The organism is Aeromonas sp. 2692-1 (assembly GCF_013085505.1).
GTDB lineage: Bacteria > Pseudomonadota > Gammaproteobacteria > Enterobacterales > Aeromonadaceae > Aeromonas > Aeromonas hydrophila.
Map to the genome: position 1 here is coordinate 3,239,843 of NZ_CP038513.1, position 19,339 is coordinate 3,259,181.

The 19,339-nt window shown below is 62.2% G+C and carries 15 protein-coding genes and 8 tRNA genes; 17 read left to right on the forward strand and 6 right to left on the reverse strand.

What is annotated here, in order from left to right; all coding sequences use genetic code 11:
- Positions 1–40 precede the first annotated feature (40 nt).
- Positions 41–952 (reverse strand): DMT family transporter, encoded by a 912-nt coding sequence (locus E5E97_RS15280; protein ID WP_162275679.1) that lies wholly within the window; start codon positions 950–952, stop codon positions 41–43.
- 167 nt (positions 953–1,119) lie between these two features.
- On the opposite strand from E5E97_RS15280, the gene E5E97_RS15285 reads away from it, so the two are divergent.
- The 4 genes from E5E97_RS15285 (at position 1,120) to E5E97_RS15295 (ending at position 4,835) form a co-directional block, all read left to right on the forward strand.
- Positions 1,120–2,007: a helix-turn-helix domain-containing protein gene (locus tag E5E97_RS15285; RefSeq protein WP_171280509.1), complete on the forward strand. Its 888-nt coding sequence runs from the start codon at positions 1,120–1,122 to the stop codon at positions 2,005–2,007.
- Positions 2,008–2,068: 61 nt separating this feature from the next.
- Positions 2,069–2,191: a hypothetical protein gene (locus tag E5E97_RS23690; protein ID WP_256681955.1), complete on the forward strand. Its 123-nt coding sequence runs from the start codon at positions 2,069–2,071 to the stop codon at positions 2,189–2,191.
- Positions 2,192–2,268: 77 nt separating this feature from the next.
- A complete protein-coding gene (locus tag E5E97_RS15290; protein ID WP_171280510.1) occupies positions 2,269–3,906 on the forward strand; it encodes an ATP-dependent endonuclease in 1,638 nt (545 codons plus the stop codon).
- Between the two features lie 209 nt (positions 3,907–4,115).
- Entirely contained in the window at positions 4,116–4,835 is a 720-nt protein-coding gene (locus E5E97_RS15295; RefSeq protein WP_101149332.1) for a hypothetical protein, read from the forward strand.
- Between the two features lie 70 nt (positions 4,836–4,905).
- On the opposite strand, the gene glgX is transcribed toward E5E97_RS15295, so the two are convergent.
- Complete coding sequence (gene glgX, locus E5E97_RS15300) at positions 4,906–6,969, reverse strand: glycogen debranching protein GlgX (protein WP_171280511.1); 2,064 nt, start codon at positions 6,967–6,969, stop codon at positions 4,906–4,908.
- Positions 6,970–7,165: 196 nt separating this feature from the next.
- Here glgX and E5E97_RS15305 point away from each other — a divergent pair.
- From E5E97_RS15305 to yjjG, 10 genes are all read left to right on the forward strand, one after another.
- Positions 7,166–7,242: transfer RNA gene (locus E5E97_RS15305), tRNA-Met, on the forward strand.
- A gap of 92 nt (positions 7,243–7,334) precedes the next feature.
- A tRNA-Met gene (locus E5E97_RS15310) sits at positions 7,335–7,411 on the forward strand.
- 96 nt (positions 7,412–7,507) lie between these two features.
- Positions 7,508–7,584: transfer RNA gene (locus tag E5E97_RS15315), tRNA-Met, on the forward strand.
- Positions 7,585–7,680: 96 nt separating this feature from the next.
- Positions 7,681–7,757: transfer RNA gene (locus E5E97_RS15320), tRNA-Met, on the forward strand.
- A gap of 96 nt (positions 7,758–7,853) precedes the next feature.
- Positions 7,854–7,930 (forward strand) — tRNA-Met (locus E5E97_RS15325).
- Between the two features lie 96 nt (positions 7,931–8,026).
- Positions 8,027–8,103 (forward strand) — tRNA-Met (locus tag E5E97_RS15330).
- A 97-nt stretch (positions 8,104–8,200) separates the two neighbouring features.
- Positions 8,201–8,277, forward strand: a tRNA-Met gene (locus tag E5E97_RS15335).
- Between the two features lie 97 nt (positions 8,278–8,374).
- Positions 8,375–8,451 (forward strand) — tRNA-Met (locus E5E97_RS15340).
- A gap of 172 nt (positions 8,452–8,623) precedes the next feature.
- On the forward strand, positions 8,624–10,120 hold the full coding sequence (locus E5E97_RS15345) for a leucyl aminopeptidase family protein (RefSeq protein WP_118881297.1): 1,497 nt from the start codon (positions 8,624–8,626) through the stop codon (positions 10,118–10,120).
- An 8-nt stretch (positions 10,121–10,128) separates the two neighbouring features.
- Positions 10,129–10,809, forward strand: coding sequence for a pyrimidine 5'-nucleotidase (gene yjjG / locus E5E97_RS15350; RefSeq protein WP_118881296.1), 681 nt, complete (start codon positions 10,129–10,131; stop codon positions 10,807–10,809).
- A gap of 82 nt (positions 10,810–10,891) precedes the next feature.
- Here yjjG and E5E97_RS15355 read toward each other — a convergent pair whose 3' ends face one another.
- The 4 genes from E5E97_RS15355 to elyC form a co-directional block, all read right to left on the reverse strand.
- A complete protein-coding gene (locus E5E97_RS15355) occupies positions 10,892–12,148 on the reverse strand; it encodes a M20 family metallo-hydrolase (protein ID WP_118881295.1) in 1,257 nt (418 codons plus the stop codon).
- Positions 12,149–13,356: 1,208 nt separating this feature from the next.
- Positions 13,357–14,328 (reverse strand): 6-phosphofructokinase, encoded by a 972-nt coding sequence (gene pfkA / locus E5E97_RS15360; RefSeq protein WP_011706225.1) that lies wholly within the window; start codon positions 14,326–14,328, stop codon positions 13,357–13,359.
- Positions 14,329–14,475: 147 nt separating this feature from the next.
- A complete protein-coding gene (tpiA, locus tag E5E97_RS15365; protein WP_043122697.1) occupies positions 14,476–15,231 on the reverse strand; it encodes a triose-phosphate isomerase in 756 nt (251 codons plus the stop codon).
- 135 nt (positions 15,232–15,366) lie between these two features.
- Positions 15,367–16,137 carry an envelope biogenesis factor ElyC gene (gene elyC, locus E5E97_RS15370; RefSeq protein WP_162902093.1) on the reverse strand — a complete coding sequence of 257 codons (771 nt, stop codon included), beginning with the start codon at positions 16,135–16,137 and terminating at the stop codon, positions 15,367–15,369.
- A 296-nt stretch (positions 16,138–16,433) separates the two neighbouring features.
- Here elyC and cmoM point away from each other — a divergent pair, with 296 nt between their 5' ends.
- From cmoM to mukE, 3 genes are all read left to right on the forward strand, one after another.
- A complete protein-coding gene (gene cmoM / locus E5E97_RS15375) occupies positions 16,434–17,210 on the forward strand; it encodes a tRNA uridine 5-oxyacetic acid(34) methyltransferase CmoM (RefSeq protein ID WP_118881293.1) in 777 nt (258 codons plus the stop codon).
- A gap of 77 nt (positions 17,211–17,287) precedes the next feature.
- Positions 17,288–18,607 (forward strand): chromosome partition protein MukF, encoded by a 1,320-nt coding sequence (gene mukF, locus E5E97_RS15380; RefSeq protein ID WP_118881292.1) that lies wholly within the window; start codon positions 17,288–17,290, stop codon positions 18,605–18,607.
- Positions 18,588–19,325 carry a chromosome partition protein MukE gene (gene mukE, locus E5E97_RS15385; protein WP_011706220.1) on the forward strand — a complete coding sequence of 246 codons (738 nt, stop codon included), beginning with the start codon at positions 18,588–18,590 and terminating at the stop codon, positions 19,323–19,325. Before mukF ends, mukE begins: the two co-directional genes overlap by 20 nt.
- Positions 19,326–19,339: the final 14 nt, after the last annotated feature.

Consider the following 19,339-nt stretch of genomic DNA (forward strand, 5'->3'; position numbering starts at 1 on the left):
GCGTAGGAAGGCGTTACCTTAGGGGCTGACGGGGTTGGGATCAAGCATCCTTCGCCGTCCTGACGGGGCGCAGGCGCCACTCCCGCAGGGGCGGTGCGAAGATCACCAGGTTGCCAAGCAGGCTGATCATGACCCCCACCACCGACACCGGCTGCCAGACGAACCCCTCGTAGAAGGTGGAGAGCGTCAGCGCCACCAGGGGGAACAGCACGGTGGCGTAGGAGGCCTTGCTGGCGCCGATCCGCCCCACCAGGGTGAGGTAGGCGGTGAAGGCGATGACAGAGCCGAACAGGGCGAGATAGACCATGGCCGCCAGGTAGTGACCGTCGGTCGGGATCACCAGCTGCTGGCCGAGCAGGGTGACCCAGCCCAGCAGCAACACCACTCCGTAGACCATGCCCCAGGGCACCAGCTGCAGCACATGGTAGCCCTGGCGCTGGCCGCGGGCCGAGACCAGGTTGCCGAGCGAGAAGCAGAGGGTGCCGCCGCAGGCGAGCAGCAGCCCCTTCCAGCCGTTTGCACCCAGTTGCGCATCCGCCAGCACCGGCCAGAACAGCAAGAGGGTGCCAAGGAGCCCCAGCAAGGATCCTTGCAGCCAGCGCAGGCCAGGACGTTTGCCCTCGAACAGCCAGAGGTTGAGGCCGTTGAAGATGCTGGCACTGGCGAAGATCACCGCCGACAGGCCGCTCGGAATGTAGAGGGTGGCGTGATAGAAGCAGAGAAAGTTGGTGGAAAAGAGCAGGCCGCCGAGCAGGGCGGCATAACGCTGGCCCGCCCAGGGCAGGCGCGGGAAACGGCCGCTGGCGGTGAGCAGGGCAAACAGCGCCAGCGCCGCCAGGGCGAAGCGATAGAGCACCGAGACCTCGATAGGAATGGGGCCAAGCTGCCAGGCGATGGCGATCCAGGTGCTGCCCCAGATAAGGATGGTGGCAAGATAGAGCATCAGATTCATGGGGTATCCGGTGAGATGACAACGACATGGGATCAGCATGCCGCGGGCGGCGGTGGCGGGCTTACACCATCTTGCGGTTTTTTGCAGGCAGCCGCAGTCTTTGCCGCCGCGCCGCGTTAAGATGGCGCACAAGGGCCATCAGGCAAGCAACAAGAGGAACAGAGCGGGTGCTGCAGACTAAGCCGGCGGGAGTATTCGATGCACTGGTCAGCACGGGCGCGCGCCTGGAGAACGCCTGCTGGCTGGAACCCGGCCTCGGCGTCGCCAGCTGGCGCAACTGTTATGATCAGACCCGCTACCACAAGCCGGGCCACCATACCCTGAGCGTTTACCTGCAAGGGGGCGAGCAGACCGAGCGGCTGGACGGCCCGGGCGGCCACGGCGGCACCGGCAAGGTGTGCATCATGCCGGATCACCACAGATCCGAGTGGCTGGTGCGCGAGGAGTTTCGCTTCTTCCACCTCTACTTCACCCCGGCCCACCTGACCCGCATCGCCGAAGAGGTGTGCGACAAGGAGGGGCGCCACCTGCTGCTGGAAGACAAGACCTTCATCGACGATCCCAAGGCCGCCACCCTGGTACAGGGCCAGCTGATGCAGCTTGACTGGCAGCACCAGGTGGACCGGATGGCGCTCTCCCACGGCGCCTGGATGCTGATGTTGCACGCCTATCGCCACCACACCCGGGAGGCGCCGCCTCTGCCCGATGTGCGCGGCGGCCTGGCGCCGGCGGTGATCCGGCGGGTGCAGGAGTACCTGCTGGCCCATCTGGCCGAACCTGTCACCCTGGCCGAGCTGGCGCAGCAGGCGGGCCTGAGCGAATACCACTTTGCCCGCATGTTCGGCCAGAGCCTCGGCTGCCCGCCCCATCGCTACCTGCTGGGGCTGCGGCTCAAGCGGGCCAAGCAGCTGCTGGCGGGGGCCGACTCCCTGGCCAGCATCGCCATCCAGTGCGGTTTCTCGTCCCAGGCCCACCTTGGCAACCGCTTCCGGGAGGCATTCGGCCTGACCCCAGGGCAGTGGCGCAGCCAGCTGTCATCCTCCTGTCACAGATAGGCGGCAGATTGGTTGGCAACGAGGGGGAGCCTCGTTCCTTCAACCTGCACAGGAGTTGCCCTTGAATCATCGCAAACGTCAGATCCGTACCCGCCACCTCTGGTTCAGCCACTGGAATGCCCCTCAGGGCCGCCTTGGCATGCCGACCCCGCCCGAACCGCTCGTTCCTCACAGTTCCCGCTGAAAATCGCCACGACCCGATAGGATTTTCCCGACAACTTTGCCACTATTGCGCCATCAGGATGGACTGGATATGGCCGCATGTTTCTGGAACGCATTGAAGTCAAAGGTTTTCGCGGAATAAATCGCCTCTCGCTCGGGCTGGACAACACCACAGTGCTCATCGGCGAAAACGCCTGGGGCAAGTCCAGCCTGCTGCGCGCCCTCTGGTGTCTGCTGGGTCAGGATGCCGAGCCCTATCAGTTCAGCAGCGATGATTTCCACCAGCCCGAAGATCCCGAACTCGAGCCGGCTCGCCACCTGCAACTGGTGCTCACCTTCAGCGAGCACAGACCCCAGATGTGCCTGCACTCCCGCCGGCTGGCTAGACTTGGCGCGGCCTGGGTCAAGCACAAGGACAAGTTTCACCGAATTCACTACCGCGCCAGCGCCGAACTGCAGAGCGACGGCAGCGTCACCACCACCCACGACTTTCTCGACGGCATCGGCAAGAGCCTGCCCATCGATGATGCCCATGAGCTGGTCTGCCTGCTCATCACCATGAACCCAGTGTTCCGGCTGCGGGATGCCCGTACCGCCCGCAACGGGGTGGAGACCCTGCAGTGGGGGGATCTCTCCGAGCACCGGCTGAGCGAGCTGGCCGACAAGCTGATCGACGAGCCCCAGCGCATCGGCGAGCCCGAGCTCAAGGAGGCGCTGCAGGCGGTGCGCCAGCTGATGGATCACTACTTCAATGCGCTGGCCCCCATCAAGAACAAGCCGCGCAGCCAGCGGGAGATCGTCAATCGCCCCATGACCCTGCGCAACCCCGGCAACCTGCAGGCGCTGCTGCGCAATGCCGACAACCGGGCGCTGCAGCTGGCGATGGCGGGTATGGCGGCCACCCTGCTGCAGGCACGGGGCAACCGGGAGCTGGAGCAGGGGGCGCGCCCCATCATGATCCTGGAAGACCCGGAGAGCCGTCTGCACCCCACCATGCTGGCGCTGGCCTGGGGGCTGCTGGAGCAGTTGCCGGGGCAGAAGCTGCTCACCACCAATTCGGGGGACCTGCTATCTTCGCTGCCCCTCAACCAGATCCGCCGGCTGGTGCGCCGCCAGCAGGACATCGTCTGCCATCAGCTGGGGGGCGAGCGCTACAGCAGCGACGATCTGCGCAAGATTGCCTTCCATGTGCGCATCAACCGCCCCATGTCGATGTTTGCCCGCTGCTGGCTGCTGGTGGAGGGGGAGACCGAGATCTGGCTGCTCTCCGAACTCGCCCAGATCTGCGGCTACAGCCTGCGGGCGGAGGGGGTGCGGATCATCGAGTTCGCCCAGTGCGGCCAGTCTCCGCTTATCAAGGTGGCGCGGGATTTCGGCATCGAGTGGCATCTGCTCACCGACGGCGACGAGGCGGGGGTCAAGTACGCCACTTCGGCCCGCACCCTGCTCAAGGGCGAGCGGGAGCGGGATCGCTTGACCCAGTTGCCGGCGGCGGACATAGAGCACTACCTCTATCACAACGGCTTCGAGGCGGTGTTCCGGCGTGAAGCCGGTGTGGGGGGGCGCTCGACCCTCAACGCCGGGCGCATCATCAACAAGGCGATTCACCACCGCAGCAAGCCGGGCATGGCGCTGGCGGTGGTGGAGGAGGCGGAGCGGCTCGGCGGCGAGCACATCCCGCCGGTGCTGCGTCAGATGTTCGCCCGGGTGGTGGCGCTGGCCCGCGGCCAGGGCTGACCGCTGCCAGCTCGGGCCGCAGCGGATGGCGAGGGCCCGGCATTCTTGGCTGGCAAGGCGGCCGGCTCCCGTTGCCGATGTCTGATGGCTAGTGCTCAATGACGGCCGTGCTCCCGGCAGGGATTGGGGATGACGGCGGCTTTGGGTATACTCGGCCCCTTCATCCGGCGCCCATCGGCGCGTTCTGAATCCTTGCTGCTGGAGGCGTCATGTTTGTCCAACTCCCTTTTTGGCTCTTTCCCCTGACCGGCCTGATGGCGCTGGGGGCCCTCATCGCCCTGGGCCTGGTGCTCTGGCGCGGTGATCTCTGCCCGGGCCAGCGCTCGCGGATCACCACCCAGCTCTTCTCGGTCTGGGTGATCACCGGCCTCTCCCTGATGCTGGCGGTGGAGGCCAAGGCGGCCGACTGGCTGATCTGGAGTGGAGCTGCCGCCCTGATCCTGGGGGTGGTGCTGTCGCTGGCCCAATCCAGGCTGGAGGGCAAGCGCGCCATTCCCGCCACGCTGTTCTGGCTGCCGGCCATGCCGCTGCTGGTCTATGGCATCGGCTTGCTGCAGATCCAGGGCTGGCTTGGCGGTCTGCTGCAGATGGTGCTGCTGGGGGCGGCCTTTGCCCATCTGATGCTGTTGCGGGCCCGTCACCGCCTGCAGGCGTTCAATACCCTGCTGCCGTTGGCCGGGCTGGTGGCAGCCATCCTGAGTCTGCTCTGGCTGGCGGTGCTGGTGGGCTGGCAGGGAAGCAGCGCCAGCCTCGATACGCTGATCCCTGGCGTGCTGACCCAGGCAGCCCTGCTGATCGCGGCCTTGCTGCTCTGGTTCAGCCCGCTCTATCGCCAGCAGGAGACGGCCCCGGTGGTGGTCTCCACCGCCCTGTGTGGCCTCATCATCGCCCAGCTTGCGGCGACCAGCGTGCTGCACCAGCTGGCCTGACAGACTGGCGTCATGAAAAAGCCCACCCCGGTTGCCCGGGGTGGGCTTTTTGCTGGCCGCAAGCAGCCCCTTAGTAGAAGTCGTCGGCGCCGCAGATGAAGAGGCAACTGCTGCGCGGCTGGGCCAGGTACTCCCGGGTCAGCCCCTCCAGCGGCATGCCGAAGGTGCTGATGTCCTCGGGCGAGGGCAGGGCGGTATCCAGGATCCGGCGCCAGTAGCCACCGACTCCCTTGGGGGGGCTTGGCAGATTGAAGGTGAGCGGCTCCCAGTAGGCGTTGAACAGCACGTAGAGGGCCAGCCGGGTTTCGCTCGACAGGGCCGACATGGCGATGGCGTGGGAGTGGGGGCTGAAGTCCGGCTGGGCGGCGTTGACCCCGTGCCAGCAGATCTCGCTGTGGCGCAGGATCTCGGTCAGCGACAGCGGCATGCTCTCCTGTTCCGGGCGCTGGAACAGGTGCTTGCGATACTGGATCAGCTCCTTCATGAAGCGGAACATCTCCTGGCCCATGGCATCGGGCTGCCACTGCATCCAGCAGGTGTCGTTGTCCTGGCAGTAGCCATTGTTGTTGCCATGCTGGGTGCGCAGCACCTCGTCCCCCATCAGCAGCATGGGGGAGCCCACCGAGAGCAGGGTGGCCACCATCATGTTCTTGGCCTGTCGCAGGCGCAGGGCGTTGATCTGGGGATCCTCGCTCGGCCCCTCCTGGCCGTGGTTCCAGCTGAAGTTGTGATCGCAGCCATCCCGGTTCTGCTCGCCGTTGGCATCGTTGTGCTTGCCGTTGTAGCTGGCCCAGTCCCACAGGGTGAAGCCGTCGTGGCAGGTGACGAAGTTGATGCTCTTCTCCGGATCGGCGTGATGGTAGTGGTAGATGTCCGGGCTGCCGCACAGCCGCTCCACGAAGGGCATCACCGCGTTGTCATCCCCGCGCAGAAAGCGGCGCACGTCGTCCCTGAACTGGCCGTTCCACTCGCGCCAGCGGGCGCCGGCCAGGCTGCCCACCTGATAGAGGCCCCCCGCATCCCAGGCCTCGGCAATGAGCTTGATGTCGGCGATGCGGGGATCGGTATCGATGGTGCGCAGGGTCGGCGCATTGGCTTGGGGCTGGCCCGATTCGTCCCTCGACAAAATGGCCGCCAGGTCGAAACGAAAGCCGTCCACGTGCATCTCCTGGCGCCAGAAGTGGAGGCTGTCCATGATCATGCGCAGCACCACCGGGTGGGCACCGTTGAAGGTGTTGCCGCAGCCCGAATAGTTGGTGTCCTTCTGATTGGCGTCGAGGATGTAGTAGGCCTCGTTGTCGATGCCGCGAAACGAGAAGGTGGGGCCATCGTCGCCACCCTCGGCGGTGTGGTTGTAGACCACGTCCAGGATCACCTCGATGTTGGCCCGGTGCAGCGCCTTGACCATGTCGCGAAACTCGGTGAGGGGATCCTCGCCGCTGGCGTACTGGGCGTGGGGGGCAAAGAACGACATGGGGCTGTAGCCCCAGTAGTTGGAGAGCCCCTTGGGGGAGTCCTGGGGATCGAACTGGAACACCGGCAGCAGCTCGACCGCAGTGACGCCGAGGGATTGCAGGTAGGGGATCTTCTCGATGAGACCGAGGTAGGTGCCGCGCAGGGCGGTGTCGACCCCTGAACTCGGCGACTTGGTAAAGCCCCCCAGGTGCAGCTCGTAGATCACCGAGCGGGAGAGGGAGTGGGCGGGCAGCTTGTCCCCCTCCCAGTCGTAGTGGCGGGTGTCCACCACCCGGTTCTTGGCACACTCCGCCAGGTTGCTGCCGGGGCGGGCCGCCGCCCAGCGATCGTAGTTGGCACCCAGCTCGATGCTGCGACCGTAGGGGTCCAACAGCACCTTGTCCGCATCGAAGCGGGTGCCGTAGTAGGGGCGCCAGGGGCCCTGGATGCGATAGGCATAGCGTTGACCGAGCTCGATGCCCTCTATATGGATGTGCCAGTAGTAGGCGGTCCGGTTGAGGCGGGGGGAGAGCGGGATCACTTCCGGCGTGGCGTCGTCGGCGCTGGTAAACAGCAGCAGTTCGACCCGGCTGGCGAGGCGAGCCCAGATGGCGAAGTTGACGCCGTCGTGCTCGGGTGTGGCCCCCAATTGACGGCAATGACCGGCGGAGATGCGCATGATAAACCTACCCAAAACGAGGAGTTACAAACCATCTGAGTGTAGTGCGCCAAGCTGGCCCCAAACCTGCTTGTCTGAAAAATCGGCGCTCTGTTGCAAATTCCTGCGATTTGTGCCGGTTTAATCTTCGAATGAAGTTTTTTTAGGATATTTACTTGCAATCTGAGCGCTGGCGCCTATTATTGGCGACCTCAGACGCGGGGTGGAGCAGCCCGGTAGCTCGTCGGGCTCATAACCCGAAGGTCGTCAGTTCAAATCTGGCCCCCGCAACCATCTGAGTTCTTGTATCAGGATTGCCTTGCAATGATTTGATAAACAAGAGAATTCGAACAGGCTACTGCTCAGCCTGGACGAAAAAATACGGACGCGGGGTGGAGCAGCTCGGTAGCTCGTCGGGCTCATAACCCGAAGGTCGTCGGTTCAAATCCGGCCCCCGCAACCAACTATTTGTATCCATGGCAAGCGCTAGCGCCTGCGGTGGAGACGAAGACAGCAAGGGGCAACTGCTCTGTCTCTTGTGGTGGCAGTACAATTCGGACGCGGGGTGGAGCAGCTCGGTAGCTCGTCGGGCTCATAACCCGAAGGTCGTCGGTTCAAATCCGGCCCCCGCAACCAACTATTTGTATCCATGGCAAGCGCTAGCGCCTGCGGTGGAGACGAAGACAGCAAGGGGCAACTGCTCTGTCTCTTGTGGTGGCAGTACAATTCGGACGCGGGGTGGAGCAGCTCGGTAGCTCGTCGGGCTCATAACCCGAAGGTCGTCGGTTCAAATCCGGCCCCCGCAACCAACTATTTGTGTCCATGGCAAGCGCATAGCGCTGCGGTGGAGGCGAAGACAGCAAGGGACAACTGCTCTGTTTCTTGTGGTGGCAGTACAATTCGGACGCGGGGTGGAGCAGCTCGGTAGCTCGTCGGGCTCATAACCCGAAGGTCGTCGGTTCAAATCCGGCCCCCGCAACCAACTATTTGTATCCATGGCAAGCGCTAGCGCCTGCGGTGGAGACGAAGACAGCAAGGGGCAACTGCTCTGTCTCTTGTGGTGGCAGTACAATTCGGACGCGGGGTGGAGCAGCTCGGTAGCTCGTCGGGCTCATAACCCGAAGGTCGTCGGTTCAAATCCGGCCCCCGCAACCAACTAATTTGTGTCCATGGCAAGCGCTAGCGCCTGCGGTGAAAACGAAGACAGCAAGGGGCAACTGCTCTGTCTCTTGTGGTGGCAATACAATTCGGACGCGGGGTGGAGCAGCTCGGTAGCTCGTCGGGCTCATAACCCGAAGGTCGTCGGTTCAAATCCGGCCCCCGCAACCAACTAATTTGTGTCCATGGCAAGCGCTAGCGCCTGCGGTGAAAACGAAGACAGCAAGGGGCAACTGCTCTGTCTCTTGTGGTGGCAATACAATTCGGACGCGGGGTGGAGCAGCTCGGTAGCTCGTCGGGCTCATAACCCGAAGGTCGTCGGTTCAAATCCGGCCCCCGCAACCAACTTCCTTTCTCTATTACGCTAATCCTCAGCTTCTCATCCAGCCGCCTTCGCGGTCTTTCTGCTTTGTACCGCCTTCACGCTTGATATTGATTTTCAAGTGCAAATCTGGCTGTGACCCCGCTTTGTTGGGTATCATCACTGGTATCTCTTCATGGATGAGGGCCTTGCCCAATGATGCAACCATTTACCTATCTGCCGCCGCAGATCGACATTCACGACGCCGGCCTCGCTACCGTTCTCACCAACGGCCTGGCCGCCAACCTGCTGATCTGCGCCGAAGATCGCCGCGAAAGCCTGCTGGCCCTGCCCGAGTTTGCTGCCGTCGGCGCCCAGATCGCGCTGGGGCAGAAAGCACCCTACAGCCTGGTGCTGCACAATACCCTGCAACTGCTGATCTTCCTGCCGGCACACCCCGCGCGCGATCATGCCCTCTACAAGCAGGTGCGCGGCTGGGTTGCGCCGCTGGCCGGGCTCAAGATCGAGCGGTTGGGGCTGCACCTGGAAGGCTTTGACGAGGCCGATACCACGCTGTTGGCCGAACTGATGCTGGCCACCTTGCTGGCCGCCAACGTGCCGCTGCCCAGTCACAAGCATCGTAGCGAAGATCCCTGGCGCTACCAGCAGATTGCGGTGTCCCCCAATTGCGTGCTGGATCTGGCGCGGATCTATGCCGAGGCGGAAGGCAACGGTCTAGCACGCCATCTGGCGGTGTCGCCGGCCTCCGATCTGACCGCCCGCAGCTACCGGGAGTGGGTGCGTCAGCTCGCCCAGAGCGAGGGCTGGCAGTGGCATGAGTACGATCAGGCCCAACTCGCCGAGCGGGGAGCCGGTGCCTTCATCGCGGTGGCGCGCGGCTCGGAAGACAACCAGGCCGCCATGGTCAAGCTGAGCTACTGCCCACCCAATGCGGTGCGGCGGCTGGCGCTGGTGGGCAAGGGGATCTGCCACGATTCGGGCGGCTACAACCTCAAGATCTCCGGCAGCATGTATGGCATGCACCTGGACATGGGGGGCAGCGCGGTGGCGCTGGGGGCGCTCCACGCCATCAGTCGGGCCAGGTTGCCCTATGAGGTGCACTGCTGGCTCGCCATCGCCGAGAACCACATAGGCCCGCTCGCCTACCGGCCGGGGGAGGTGGTGACCGCCCTCAACGGCACCACCATCGAGGTGGTGGATACCGATGCCGAAGGGCGCATGGTGCTGGCGGATACCCTCTGCATGGCAGTGCAGGACAATCCGGATCTGCTGATCGACTACGCCACCCTGACCGGGGCCTGCAAGCGGGCACTCGGCAGCCGTTACAGCGGCGCCTTCACCAACCGCCCCCAGTGGCTGGGAGAGCTGATCAATCTTGGCCAGCGCAGCGGCGAGCGGATCTGGCCCTTCCCGCTGGATGAGGACTACGACGACAACCTCGATAGCGAGTGGGCCGATCTGTTACAGTGTGCGCCGGGCTCCTCGCCAGATCACATCGATGCGGCCCGCTTCCTCAGCCGCTTCGTACCCGCCCAGACCCCCTGGCTGCACCTCGACTTGAGCGGTTTTCGCAACAAGGGCGGCAATGGCGTGGTCAGCAGCGAGGTGACCGGATTCGGGGTCAGATTGACACTGGATCTGCTGGCCGGCCCGCTGGGGCGGCGCAATGAATTTGATCAACCAGAACAGTAAGGGATCCCGTGAAAGTACCAAGTTATGACTGGGTGTTGTTCGATCTGGACGAAACACTGCTCGATTTCCCAGTCGCCCAGGCGCTGGAGCAGACGCTGCACATTTACGGTGTGACGCCGACCCCGCCCAAGATGGCGGAGTACCATGCCCTCAACCACCGGCTCTGGCAGCAGTACAACTCTGGCGAGATTGACGCCGCTCACCTGCAGCAGACCCGTTTTTCGCTCTTTGCCGAACAGGTTGACGTGGCGCCGATGGCGATGAACGATACCTTCCTGCAGCAGATCATCGCCCTGAGCATGCCATTGGAGGGGGTGGTGGAGACCCTGCAGGCGTTGAAGAGCAAGGTGAAGATGGGGATCATCACCAACGGTTTCAGCCTGCCGCAGCGCGGCCGCCTCGACAAGCTGGGCTGGAACGAGTGGTTCGAGCCGTTGGTGATCTCGGACGAGGTACAGGTGACCAAGCCGGCGGCAGCCATTTTCCAGCATGCCCTCGAGCTGATGCAGCGCCCGGATCCGGCGCGGGTGCTGATGGTGGGGGACAACCCCAAGACCGATATCGCTGGCGCCGCGGCGCAGGGGCTGGCGACCTGCTGGTACAACCCGGCTCGCCAGGATGGTCCGTGCGAGGCGACCCACGAGATCCACCACTTCTCCCACCTCTCGGCCATCGTGCTGGGGCAGTAGACGCAGCAGATCCCCTTGCCGTACAAGGGGTGAAAAAAACAAGGCAGCCCACGGGCTGCCTTGTTTGTATCCGGCTGTTTGGCTAGCGGCCGAGGCGAGTCAGCAGCCAGGACTCCAGCAGTGCCACGCCGGGGGCCAGCACGGCCTCGTCGAAGTCGAACTCCGGGTGATGATGGGGCGCCGCCAGATTGGCCCCCAGGATCAGGTAGGCCGCCTCGCCACCGCTTCGCTGTACCCGTTCGATGAGAAAGCCCGCATCCTCGCTGGCACCGAAACGGCGGGTATGGACGGTCTCCAGCTTGAGCGCCTGGGCGAGCGGGATGATCTCTTCGAGCAGGGACGGACTGTTGTCGATGCCGATGGCTTCACCCTGCTTGCGGATGAGGTAGGTGGCGCCCTGCATCATGGCTGCCCCTTCCACCATCTGCTGCACCTGGCTGAACATGTAGTCGTTGAGGGCCGGTGTGGCGCCCCGGGTCTCTCCCTGCAACAGGGCGTGACCCGGGATCACGTTGCGGCCGCTGCCGCCATGGAGCTGGCCCACGTTGATGCGGGTCATGCCGTCGCGGTGGCGGGCGATGCCGAGCATGGCGGTGGTGGCCATGCAGGCCGCCGCCAGCGCATTGCTGCCGGCGTTGGGCTCAAGCCCCGCGTGGGCGGCACGCCCCATGAACTCCACGTCGAACTTGGTGGAGCAGAGAAACTCGGTGGGATTGACCACCAACTCGCCACTGTTGGCATGAATGCCGATGTGCAGCGCCAGCAGGGCATCCACGTCGTCGAGTTGACCGCCGGCGGCCAGCGCCTTGCCGCCGCGACAGCCCTCTTCGGCGGGCTGGAAGAACAGTTTGATGCGGCCGTTCAACCGATTGGCGAGGGCGGCGATCCGCTCGGCCAGTACCAGCCCGATGGCGGTATGGCCATCATGGGCGCAGGCGTGCATCCAGCCGGCGTTGCGCGAGTGCCACCCCTCCTGGCTGGGGGGATGCAGCTCATCCTGGCTCTCTTCGACCTCCACCGCATCGATGTCGAAGCGAAAGGCCAGGGTCGGGCCGGGACGGCCGCTGTCCCACAGCCCCATCACGCCCGTTATCTCTTCTATCCTGCCCAGCCAGTCCGGATGGGCTCCCTGGCGCAGGGCTCGCTCCTTCTGGGCCTGCACGTCGATGTTGCGGCCCATGATGAGGTTGCTGGCCAGCAGCTTGTCGCCCAGCATGATGGAGAAACCGAGTTCACTGAGGTGGTGGGCGATGAGGGAGCTGGTACGAAATTCACACCAGGCCGCTTCGGGCAGACGATGAAGATCACGACGCCAATGGCTTAGCGCATCTTGTGTCATGGTAATTCCTGCATGGCGAATCCAGCGGATATTGTGACGGGCAGGGGGGCAAGAGTAAATCCCGCAGACGCAAATGCAACAGGGGGAGCCACTGGATCCCCCTGTTGACGCGCTGCCTCTGGCAGGCAGCTGTAATTATGTTCGCTTGGTCGTACTAATGGCAGTATTGGTCGCTGTTTTCGATGAACCACCAAAAAATGACATTAAGCGGTGAATTAACCAGCGCGGCGATGCCTGTCGTTGCCCATCAGGATCGTTGAGTGGGCAACTAACCGCCTCAAAGCTGTGACAGTGACGGCAGAGAGACGGCAACCAGAGTGAAAAACACAGTAAAAACTGCAGTAACCACAAACTCTTTCATATTTTGTCTCCCTTGGCTGACTGTTGATGGAACCAAGATACCACAATTGTGCGGTAAAACAATAGTAGATTGCATTTATTGGCTTTAATCTGTCTGGTGCGCACCGAAAGCTTCATTTTTGCATTTTTAAGCTCATTTTATCGTCTAGATGGTCATATCATGCGGTGCAGAGACGTGACTTCTTAAGTTATTTCAATTAAAACAATGCATTAGGTCATTTCATTGTGACGCTGGAGAGGGGTTTTATATGAGGCTTTTTTGTTTTTTTAAAATTATGTCGGCAAAAAATGACGATTTTTAGGGGGGAGTGATGACCTCGCCATGGTTTGGGCGGCTGTCAGCGCCATTTTCCGTCTCCAACATGTTTTTGTCGCAGTCGAACGGTTTTTCCCTGTCGTGACGCCACCTTCTGACATGTCTCTTCCCATCTTTTTGCAAAATACTCTCTGCTGATGGTGCTCTGCCGACCCACTTTTCGTCTCTGTTCGGACCTTTTCCAAGCATGTTGGCGGCCCGATGGAACATCTGCTGTCAGCAACGCCAAGGTGCAGGACAAGAAGAGTGTGCAGAGAGGTGGTGCTGTTCTCGGCAGAAGCCGGGCTGCAGAGGGCCGTGTACCGCGTTGCTGTGGTCCTGAATCGAAGCAATGCTGGTTGAATCGGTTAACGGGTCAAGGAGCCCTAGCCGAAGAAGGGGGATGGTGAGCAGGCAATAAACAGAGGAAGCGCTGCGAGGAGCGCAGGCATAGTTGCAACGAGGTGGCGTAATGGCCTCGGCGTGGCGAGCAGGGCCTAATGAAAAAGCCCTCCAGTGGAGGGCTTTTGTCACGGCAACCTGAAAGCGGAGCTTAGAACAGGGTGGTGGAGAGATCGTAGAGCTCCTGATCGAACGGGCGCTTGAGGTTCTCGATGCAGTCGATGATGTCGTGGTGCACCATCTCGTTGCGCTGGATGCCGACGCAGCGGCCACCGTGGCCAGCCAGCAGCTGCTCGACGGCATAGGCGCCCATACGGCTGGACATGATGCGGTCACGCGCGGTGGGGGTACCGCCACGCTGGATGTGGCCCAGGATGGTGGCACGGGTTTCGCGGCCGGTCAGGGCTTCGATGTCCTTGGCCAGGGCGTTCACGTCGGTGACGTGCTCACAGATGGTGATGATGGCGTGCTTCTTGCCCTTGGCTTCGCCTTCCTTGATCTGTTGCAGCAGCTTGTCCTTGTCGAACGCCACTTCCGGCACGATCACGTACTCGGCACCGCCGGCAACGGCGGCGGACATTGCCAGATCACCGCAGTGACGGCCCATGATCTCGACCACGGAGATACGATGGTGGGAGCTGCAGGTGTCGCGCAGACGGTCGATGGCATCTACCACCACGTTCAGCGCGGTATCAAAGCCGATGGTGAAGTCGGTACCGGCGATGTCGTTATCGATGGTGCCCGGCAGGCCGATGCAGGGGAAACCCTCTTCGGTCAGCTTCTTGGCGCCCATGTAGGAACCGTCACCACCGATCACCACCAGGGCGTCGATGCCGTGCTTTTTCAGATTTTCGATCGCTTCGGCGCGCACTTTCGGATCTTTGAAGGCGGGGAAACGGGCGGAGCCGAGGAAGGTACCACCACGGTTGACCACGTCGGAGACGCTGTGACGCTCCAGCTTGACGATACGGTCCTGGTGCAGACCGAGGTAGCCATCATAGATGCCGTAGACTTCCAGGCCATGATGCAGACCGGCGCGCACCACGGCGCGGATGGCTGCGTTCATACCCGGTGCGTCACCACCACTGGTCAAAACACCAATACGTTTGATTTGTTTGGTCATGAGTGCCTCTGGATCTGAGTTGTCGAATACGAAATGGTTGAATGAGACAAGCCACTTTTACTATATCGGCTTTCCTATGGGATGCGGCGGCTGCCATAGGAAAAGCGATATGCAGGAGGGGGCAAGCGCCCCCTCCATGGCAGCCGATTACTTGGCCGCGCCAGCGATGATCTGGGAGAAGTCGTCCACTTTCAGGGACGCACCACCCACCAGGCCACCGTCGATGTCCGGCTGACCGAACAGGTCGGCAGCGGTAGCACCGGTGACGGAACCACCGTACAGGATCTGTACCTTGGCAGCCACGGCGGCGTCGAAGCCGGCCAGGTACTGACGGATGTGAGCGTGAACGGCCTGAGCGATTTCCGGGGTGGCAGTCTTGCCGGTGCCGATGGCCCATACCGGCTCGTAAGCCACGACGGCGTTGTCGAAGGAGGCGATACCGCAACGGTCGATCACGGCTTTGAGCTGGGTTTCGACCACGGAGTTGGTGGTGCCGGCTTCGAACTGAGCCAGAGTCTCACCGATGCACAGCACGGGGATCAGGCCGCCTTTCTGGATGGCTTCGTACTTGGCAGCAACCACGTCGTCGGTCTCTGCGTGCAGGGTACGACGCTCGCTGTGGCCGACCAGGGAGTAGGTGCAACCGAAGGCTTTGAGCATGGACGGAGCGTTCTCGCCGGTGAAGGCGCCGGACTCGTGAACGTCGGCGTTCTGGGCACCGTAGGCAATCTTGCTGCCAGCGGTCAGTTGCTCAACCAGACCCAAAAAGATAACCGGCGGGCAGACGGCGACTTGCACAGAAGGATGAGCGGCAGCAGCCGGGGTCAGTCCTTTGATCAGAGCTTCGACGGAAGCTTTGGTGCCGTTCAGTTTCCAGTTACCCATTACCAGGTGCTGTCTCATCTTGTATATCTCCTAGGCATTTGATTGCGCGACATTATATGAATTGAACCGAGCCCAAGATAGCTGACCCGGCGGCAAATGACGTAATTTTTTTTCGCTTTCCTGATCCAAATCAGGAATGAAAGGCTCGATTGCTCAATCGTTAACCTGCCCTCGCAAACGGGCCCACCATACCCCAATCCATTCGTGAATGGCAGCCTCGGAATACATCAGATAGCGCCCTTTTGGCAGGTAGCTGTAGAGGGGCTGGGCCACCTGACTCTGCTTGGCGGTGTAGTCGGTGGGGGCGGGCACGGCGTTCAGCCCCTGCCCCTGATAGAGCGCCATGGCTCGCGGCAGATGGGTTGCCGAGCTCACCAGCGCCACCTGCTTGCCCTTGAGATGACGGCTGATACTGACCGCCTCGTCGTGGGTGTCTTTGTTGTTTTCAAACAACGTCATCCGCGCGCGGGGAATGCCGAGACTCACTGCCATGCGGGCGTTGACCTCGGCGTTCGACAGGGGATCCCCGGACACATAACCGGAGAAGATGAGCTCAGCCTGCGGATAAGCCTGAGCCAGCCGTACCCCCTCGAGGGTGCGGGCCAGCGCAATATTGTTCTGCCAGGAGCGCTCGGGCACCGCCGGGTCGCTGACATGGCCGTTGCCGAGCACCACGATGGCCTCGATGTCGGGATGCTGGCTTGTCTCAAAAGGGGGAAAGGTCTGCTCCAGCCCGCGGGCCAGCTCGTAGCTCACCGGTCGCATCCCCATCAGGGTGACCAGCAGCAGCGAGAGGGTGGCCAGCAGCTTGCCGGTCTTTTGGAAACGGGTGAACCAGAGCAGCAAGAGCGCCAGCAGCAGCAGGCTGAGGGAGAAGGGGAGCGGCATCAGCAGCTGGCCCAGCCACTTTTTGAGGTCAAACAGGGCGTCCACTTGTTATTCCTTATATAACAATGCATTAAAAAATTATTAAGGATTTTGGCGCCCTTGTATAGGCGCCTCTTCCCAAGGCAGCATGGCGCCATCAAGGCGCACAGGTTGTGCAGGCCTGCCCGCACAACCCCGCAAAGTGCGAAACGGGGGCAAAGTGGGCGCCAAACGATGTTTTTTCCATCACCCGGGGGAGGGAGCTGCGCCTTGAGTTTTCAGCAAATTCGGGATGTGACAGAATACCCTCTTTTTCGTCAGGCCCGTTTCCCGTGGCCAGAGTTGAGTTCGTCTTGAAGCAAGATCAAAGTTTTGACGGGCGCGCCGACAAGTTCGCCCGCAACATTTATGACTCCACCAAGGGGCGCATCCGCACCACAGTGGTGTGGAGCGACATCGAAGCCTGCCTGGCCCGCCTTGGCAACCGGCCGCTGCGCATCCTGGATGCGGGGGGCGGCTTTGGCTATTTTGCCCAGAAGCTGGCGGCCATGGGCCATCAGGTGGAGCTGTGCGATCTGTCGGCGGAAATGCTGGCATTGGCCCGCACCCAGATCGCCGAGAAGGGGCTGGAAGACAGAATTCGTCTCATCCATTGCCCCATTCAGGATCTTAAAGCACACGTGACCGGCACCTTCGATCTGGTGCTCTGTCACGCGGTGCTGGAGTGGCTCGCCGAGCCGCGCCAGACCTTGCTCGGTCTGTTCCCTTTCGTCAATGCCGGGGGCATACTGTCGCTGCTTTTTTACAACCGTCACGGTCTGCTGTTCCAGAGCCTGGTGGTGGGCAATTTTGACTACGTGCGCCAGGGGCTCAACAAGAAGCGCCAGACTGCGCTGACCCCCACCAATCCCCAGCTGCCGGAGCAGGTCTACGACTGGATTGGCCGGGGCGGGCTCAAGATCATCGGCAAGACCGGGGTGCGGGTGATCCACGACTACATGCGCCACAAGCAGGATCAGCGAGAAAAGTTCGATGATCTGCTGGCCATGGAGCTGCAATATTGCCGGCAAGAGCCGTTTATCTCCCTGGGGCGCTATATCCACGTGATGGCGCAAAAACCCACCGGCTGAGGCCCCCTTTTTTGATGCTACCGGATGTAGCCGCGCGCAAGGCTTTGCGCCCAATACAACAACGAGATGACAACATCATGATGAGTACATCCCGTACCCTGCCCGAAATGGTGGGATGGGTCAGGCAGGAGGGGTTGGCGTTGAACCTGCCCACCGATCGGCTGGCCTTTCTGATTGCAATCAAGACGCTGTCCGAAGATGAATCGGATCTGTCGGAAGCGGCGCTGCACGATGCCTTTGGCTACGTCAGCAACGCCTTCGGCCAGATGGACGAGACCCTCACCGGTCGCGCCAACAACGCCATCAACGATCTCATTCGCCAGCAGCTGCTGTCGCGCTTCAACACCGACATGGTGGCGGGGGAGAGCCTCTATCGCCTGTCGCGCCTTGGCATGAGCATCGTCGATTTCTTCATGGATCAGCGTCAGGTTGACTCCATCAAGCTCTCCATTTTGCTCGAGCATTTGGCGGCCGAGCTCGACACCGCCCGCAAGGCGGCGCTCGAGACCAACACCCGCGAGCAGTGGGACGCCGAGGTGCTGCCACGGCTCACCTTCTCGCTGGAAGAGACCCTGGGGCGCATCGATCTGACCCAGCGCGCCATGGATGAGCAGCAGAATCAGGTCAAGAGCGAGATCGCGGCCCTGCTGACCCAGAACTGGGTCGACGCCATTCACAGCTGCGAAAAACTGCTGCACGAGACCGGCCAGACCCTGCGCGAGCTGCAGGATACCCTGGACGCCGCCGGCCACCGCCTGCAGGCGGGGCTGCTCAACATTCAGGAGGCGGCGCAGGGGCGCGAGGATCTGTTCCACGTCGAGGAGCTGACCCACGCCCTGCAGGGGCGGCTGGATGTCATCACCAGCTGGGGCCAGCAGTGTATCGAGCTGTGGGCCCGCTATGACAGGCACGTTCACAAGTTCATCCGCAACGCCATCGACATGGACAAGAACCGCGCTTTCAGCCAGCGGCTGCGCGACTCCATCCGCAATTTCGAGCAACACAACTGGTTGCTGCGGGTGGCCGAAGAGCCGCGTCTGCTGGAGCTGCGCGACGAGACCATCGCCATCCACGACGAGGAGGTGACCGGCGAGGTGCCCCTCGAGATGGAGTACATGGAGATGGTGGACATCAACCAGGAGCTGGCCGAGCGCATCGAGCGCTACCTGGCCCGCTACCCCGAGCAGGGCCAGCAGCTGGATCTCGCCGACGTGCTGCGCGAATACCTGCTGGACTACCCGGCCCATGCCCACTTCGATGTGGCGCGTCTTCTGATCGACCAGGCCGTGCGTCTGGGCCATGCCAGCGGCGAGCACCAGCTGCATCGTCAGCCCGCATGGAAACCCATTAACCAAGCTGGATCCAAGGTTCAGGCCTATGTCATTGATCAATACTGAATTTCCCTTGCCGCTGCGGCTCGCAGAGGCGATTGCCAACCCCTTGTTTCCGCGCATTGACACCGCCTTGCGCTCCGGTCGCCACATCAGTGCCGACGAGTTCGAACAGCACTCGGCGCTGGTGGAGTACCACCAGGAGCTGGAGATCTTCTATGGCCGCTATCAGGTGGAACTGATCAAGGCGCCGGAAGGCTTCTTCTATCTGCGCCCGCGCCCGAGCGCCGACATCGGCACCACCGTCCTCTCCGAGCTCGACATGCTGGTGGGCAAGGTACTCTGTTACCTCTACCTGAGCCCGGACCGGCTCGCCTCGGAAGGGGTGTTCGCCATGGGCGAACTGCAAGAGGAGGTGCTGAGCCTGGCTGACGAGAAGCAGTTGCTGCGGATGGTCAACAGCCGCTCCGGCGGTACCGATCTGGACAAGAAGAAGCTCTTGGAGAAGATCCGTACCTCCATGCGCCGCCTGCGTCGCCTTGGCATGATCACCGCCCTTGGCAACAGCGACAAATTCCGGGTCAACGAATCGGTGTTCCGCTTTGCCGCCGATGTGCGCTCCGATGAGGATCCGCGCGCCGTCCAGCTGCGGATGATCCAGGAGGGCGAGGCCATCTTCCACGACGACGAGATGCCGAGCAGCGACTCGCTGTTTGAGGATATCGAGGCGGATCTCGATGAAGAGCAGCTTGAACTGGAGGTGGAAGATGACCTGCAGCGTTAAATCCAAGGCCCAGA

What these genes read in the sequence shown, in the direction of transcription:
- E5E97_RS15345 (WP_118881297.1), top strand. Translation starts at nt 8,624, where the DNA reads ATGATGCAACCATTTACCTATCTGCCGCCGCAGATCGACATTCACGAC.
- mukE (WP_011706220.1), top strand. Translation starts at nt 18,588, where the DNA reads ATGTCATTGATCAATACTGAATTTCCCTTGCCGCTGCGGCTCGCAGAG.
- mukF (WP_118881292.1), top strand. Translation starts at nt 17,288, where the DNA reads ATGATGAGTACATCCCGTACCCTGCCCGAAATGGTGGGATGGGTCAGG.
- E5E97_RS15355 (WP_118881295.1), bottom strand. Translation starts at nt 12,148, where the DNA reads ATGACACAAGATGCGCTAAGCCATTGGCGTCGTGATCTTCATCGTCTG.
- pfkA (WP_011706225.1), bottom strand. Translation starts at nt 14,328, where the DNA reads ATGACCAAACAAATCAAACGTATTGGTGTTTTGACCAGTGGTGGTGAC.
- E5E97_RS15280 (WP_162275679.1), bottom strand. Translation starts at nt 952, where the DNA reads ATGAATCTGATGCTCTATCTTGCCACCATCCTTATCTGGGGCAGCACC.
- glgX (WP_171280511.1), bottom strand. Translation starts at nt 6,969, where the DNA reads ATGCGCATCTCCGCCGGTCATTGCCGTCAATTGGGGGCCACACCCGAG.
- tpiA (WP_043122697.1), bottom strand. Translation starts at nt 15,231, where the DNA reads ATGAGACAGCACCTGGTAATGGGTAACTGGAAACTGAACGGCACCAAA.
- E5E97_RS15295 (WP_101149332.1), top strand. Translation starts at nt 4,116, where the DNA reads ATGTTTGTCCAACTCCCTTTTTGGCTCTTTCCCCTGACCGGCCTGATG.
- E5E97_RS15290 (WP_171280510.1), top strand. Translation starts at nt 2,269, where the DNA reads ATGTTTCTGGAACGCATTGAAGTCAAAGGTTTTCGCGGAATAAATCGC.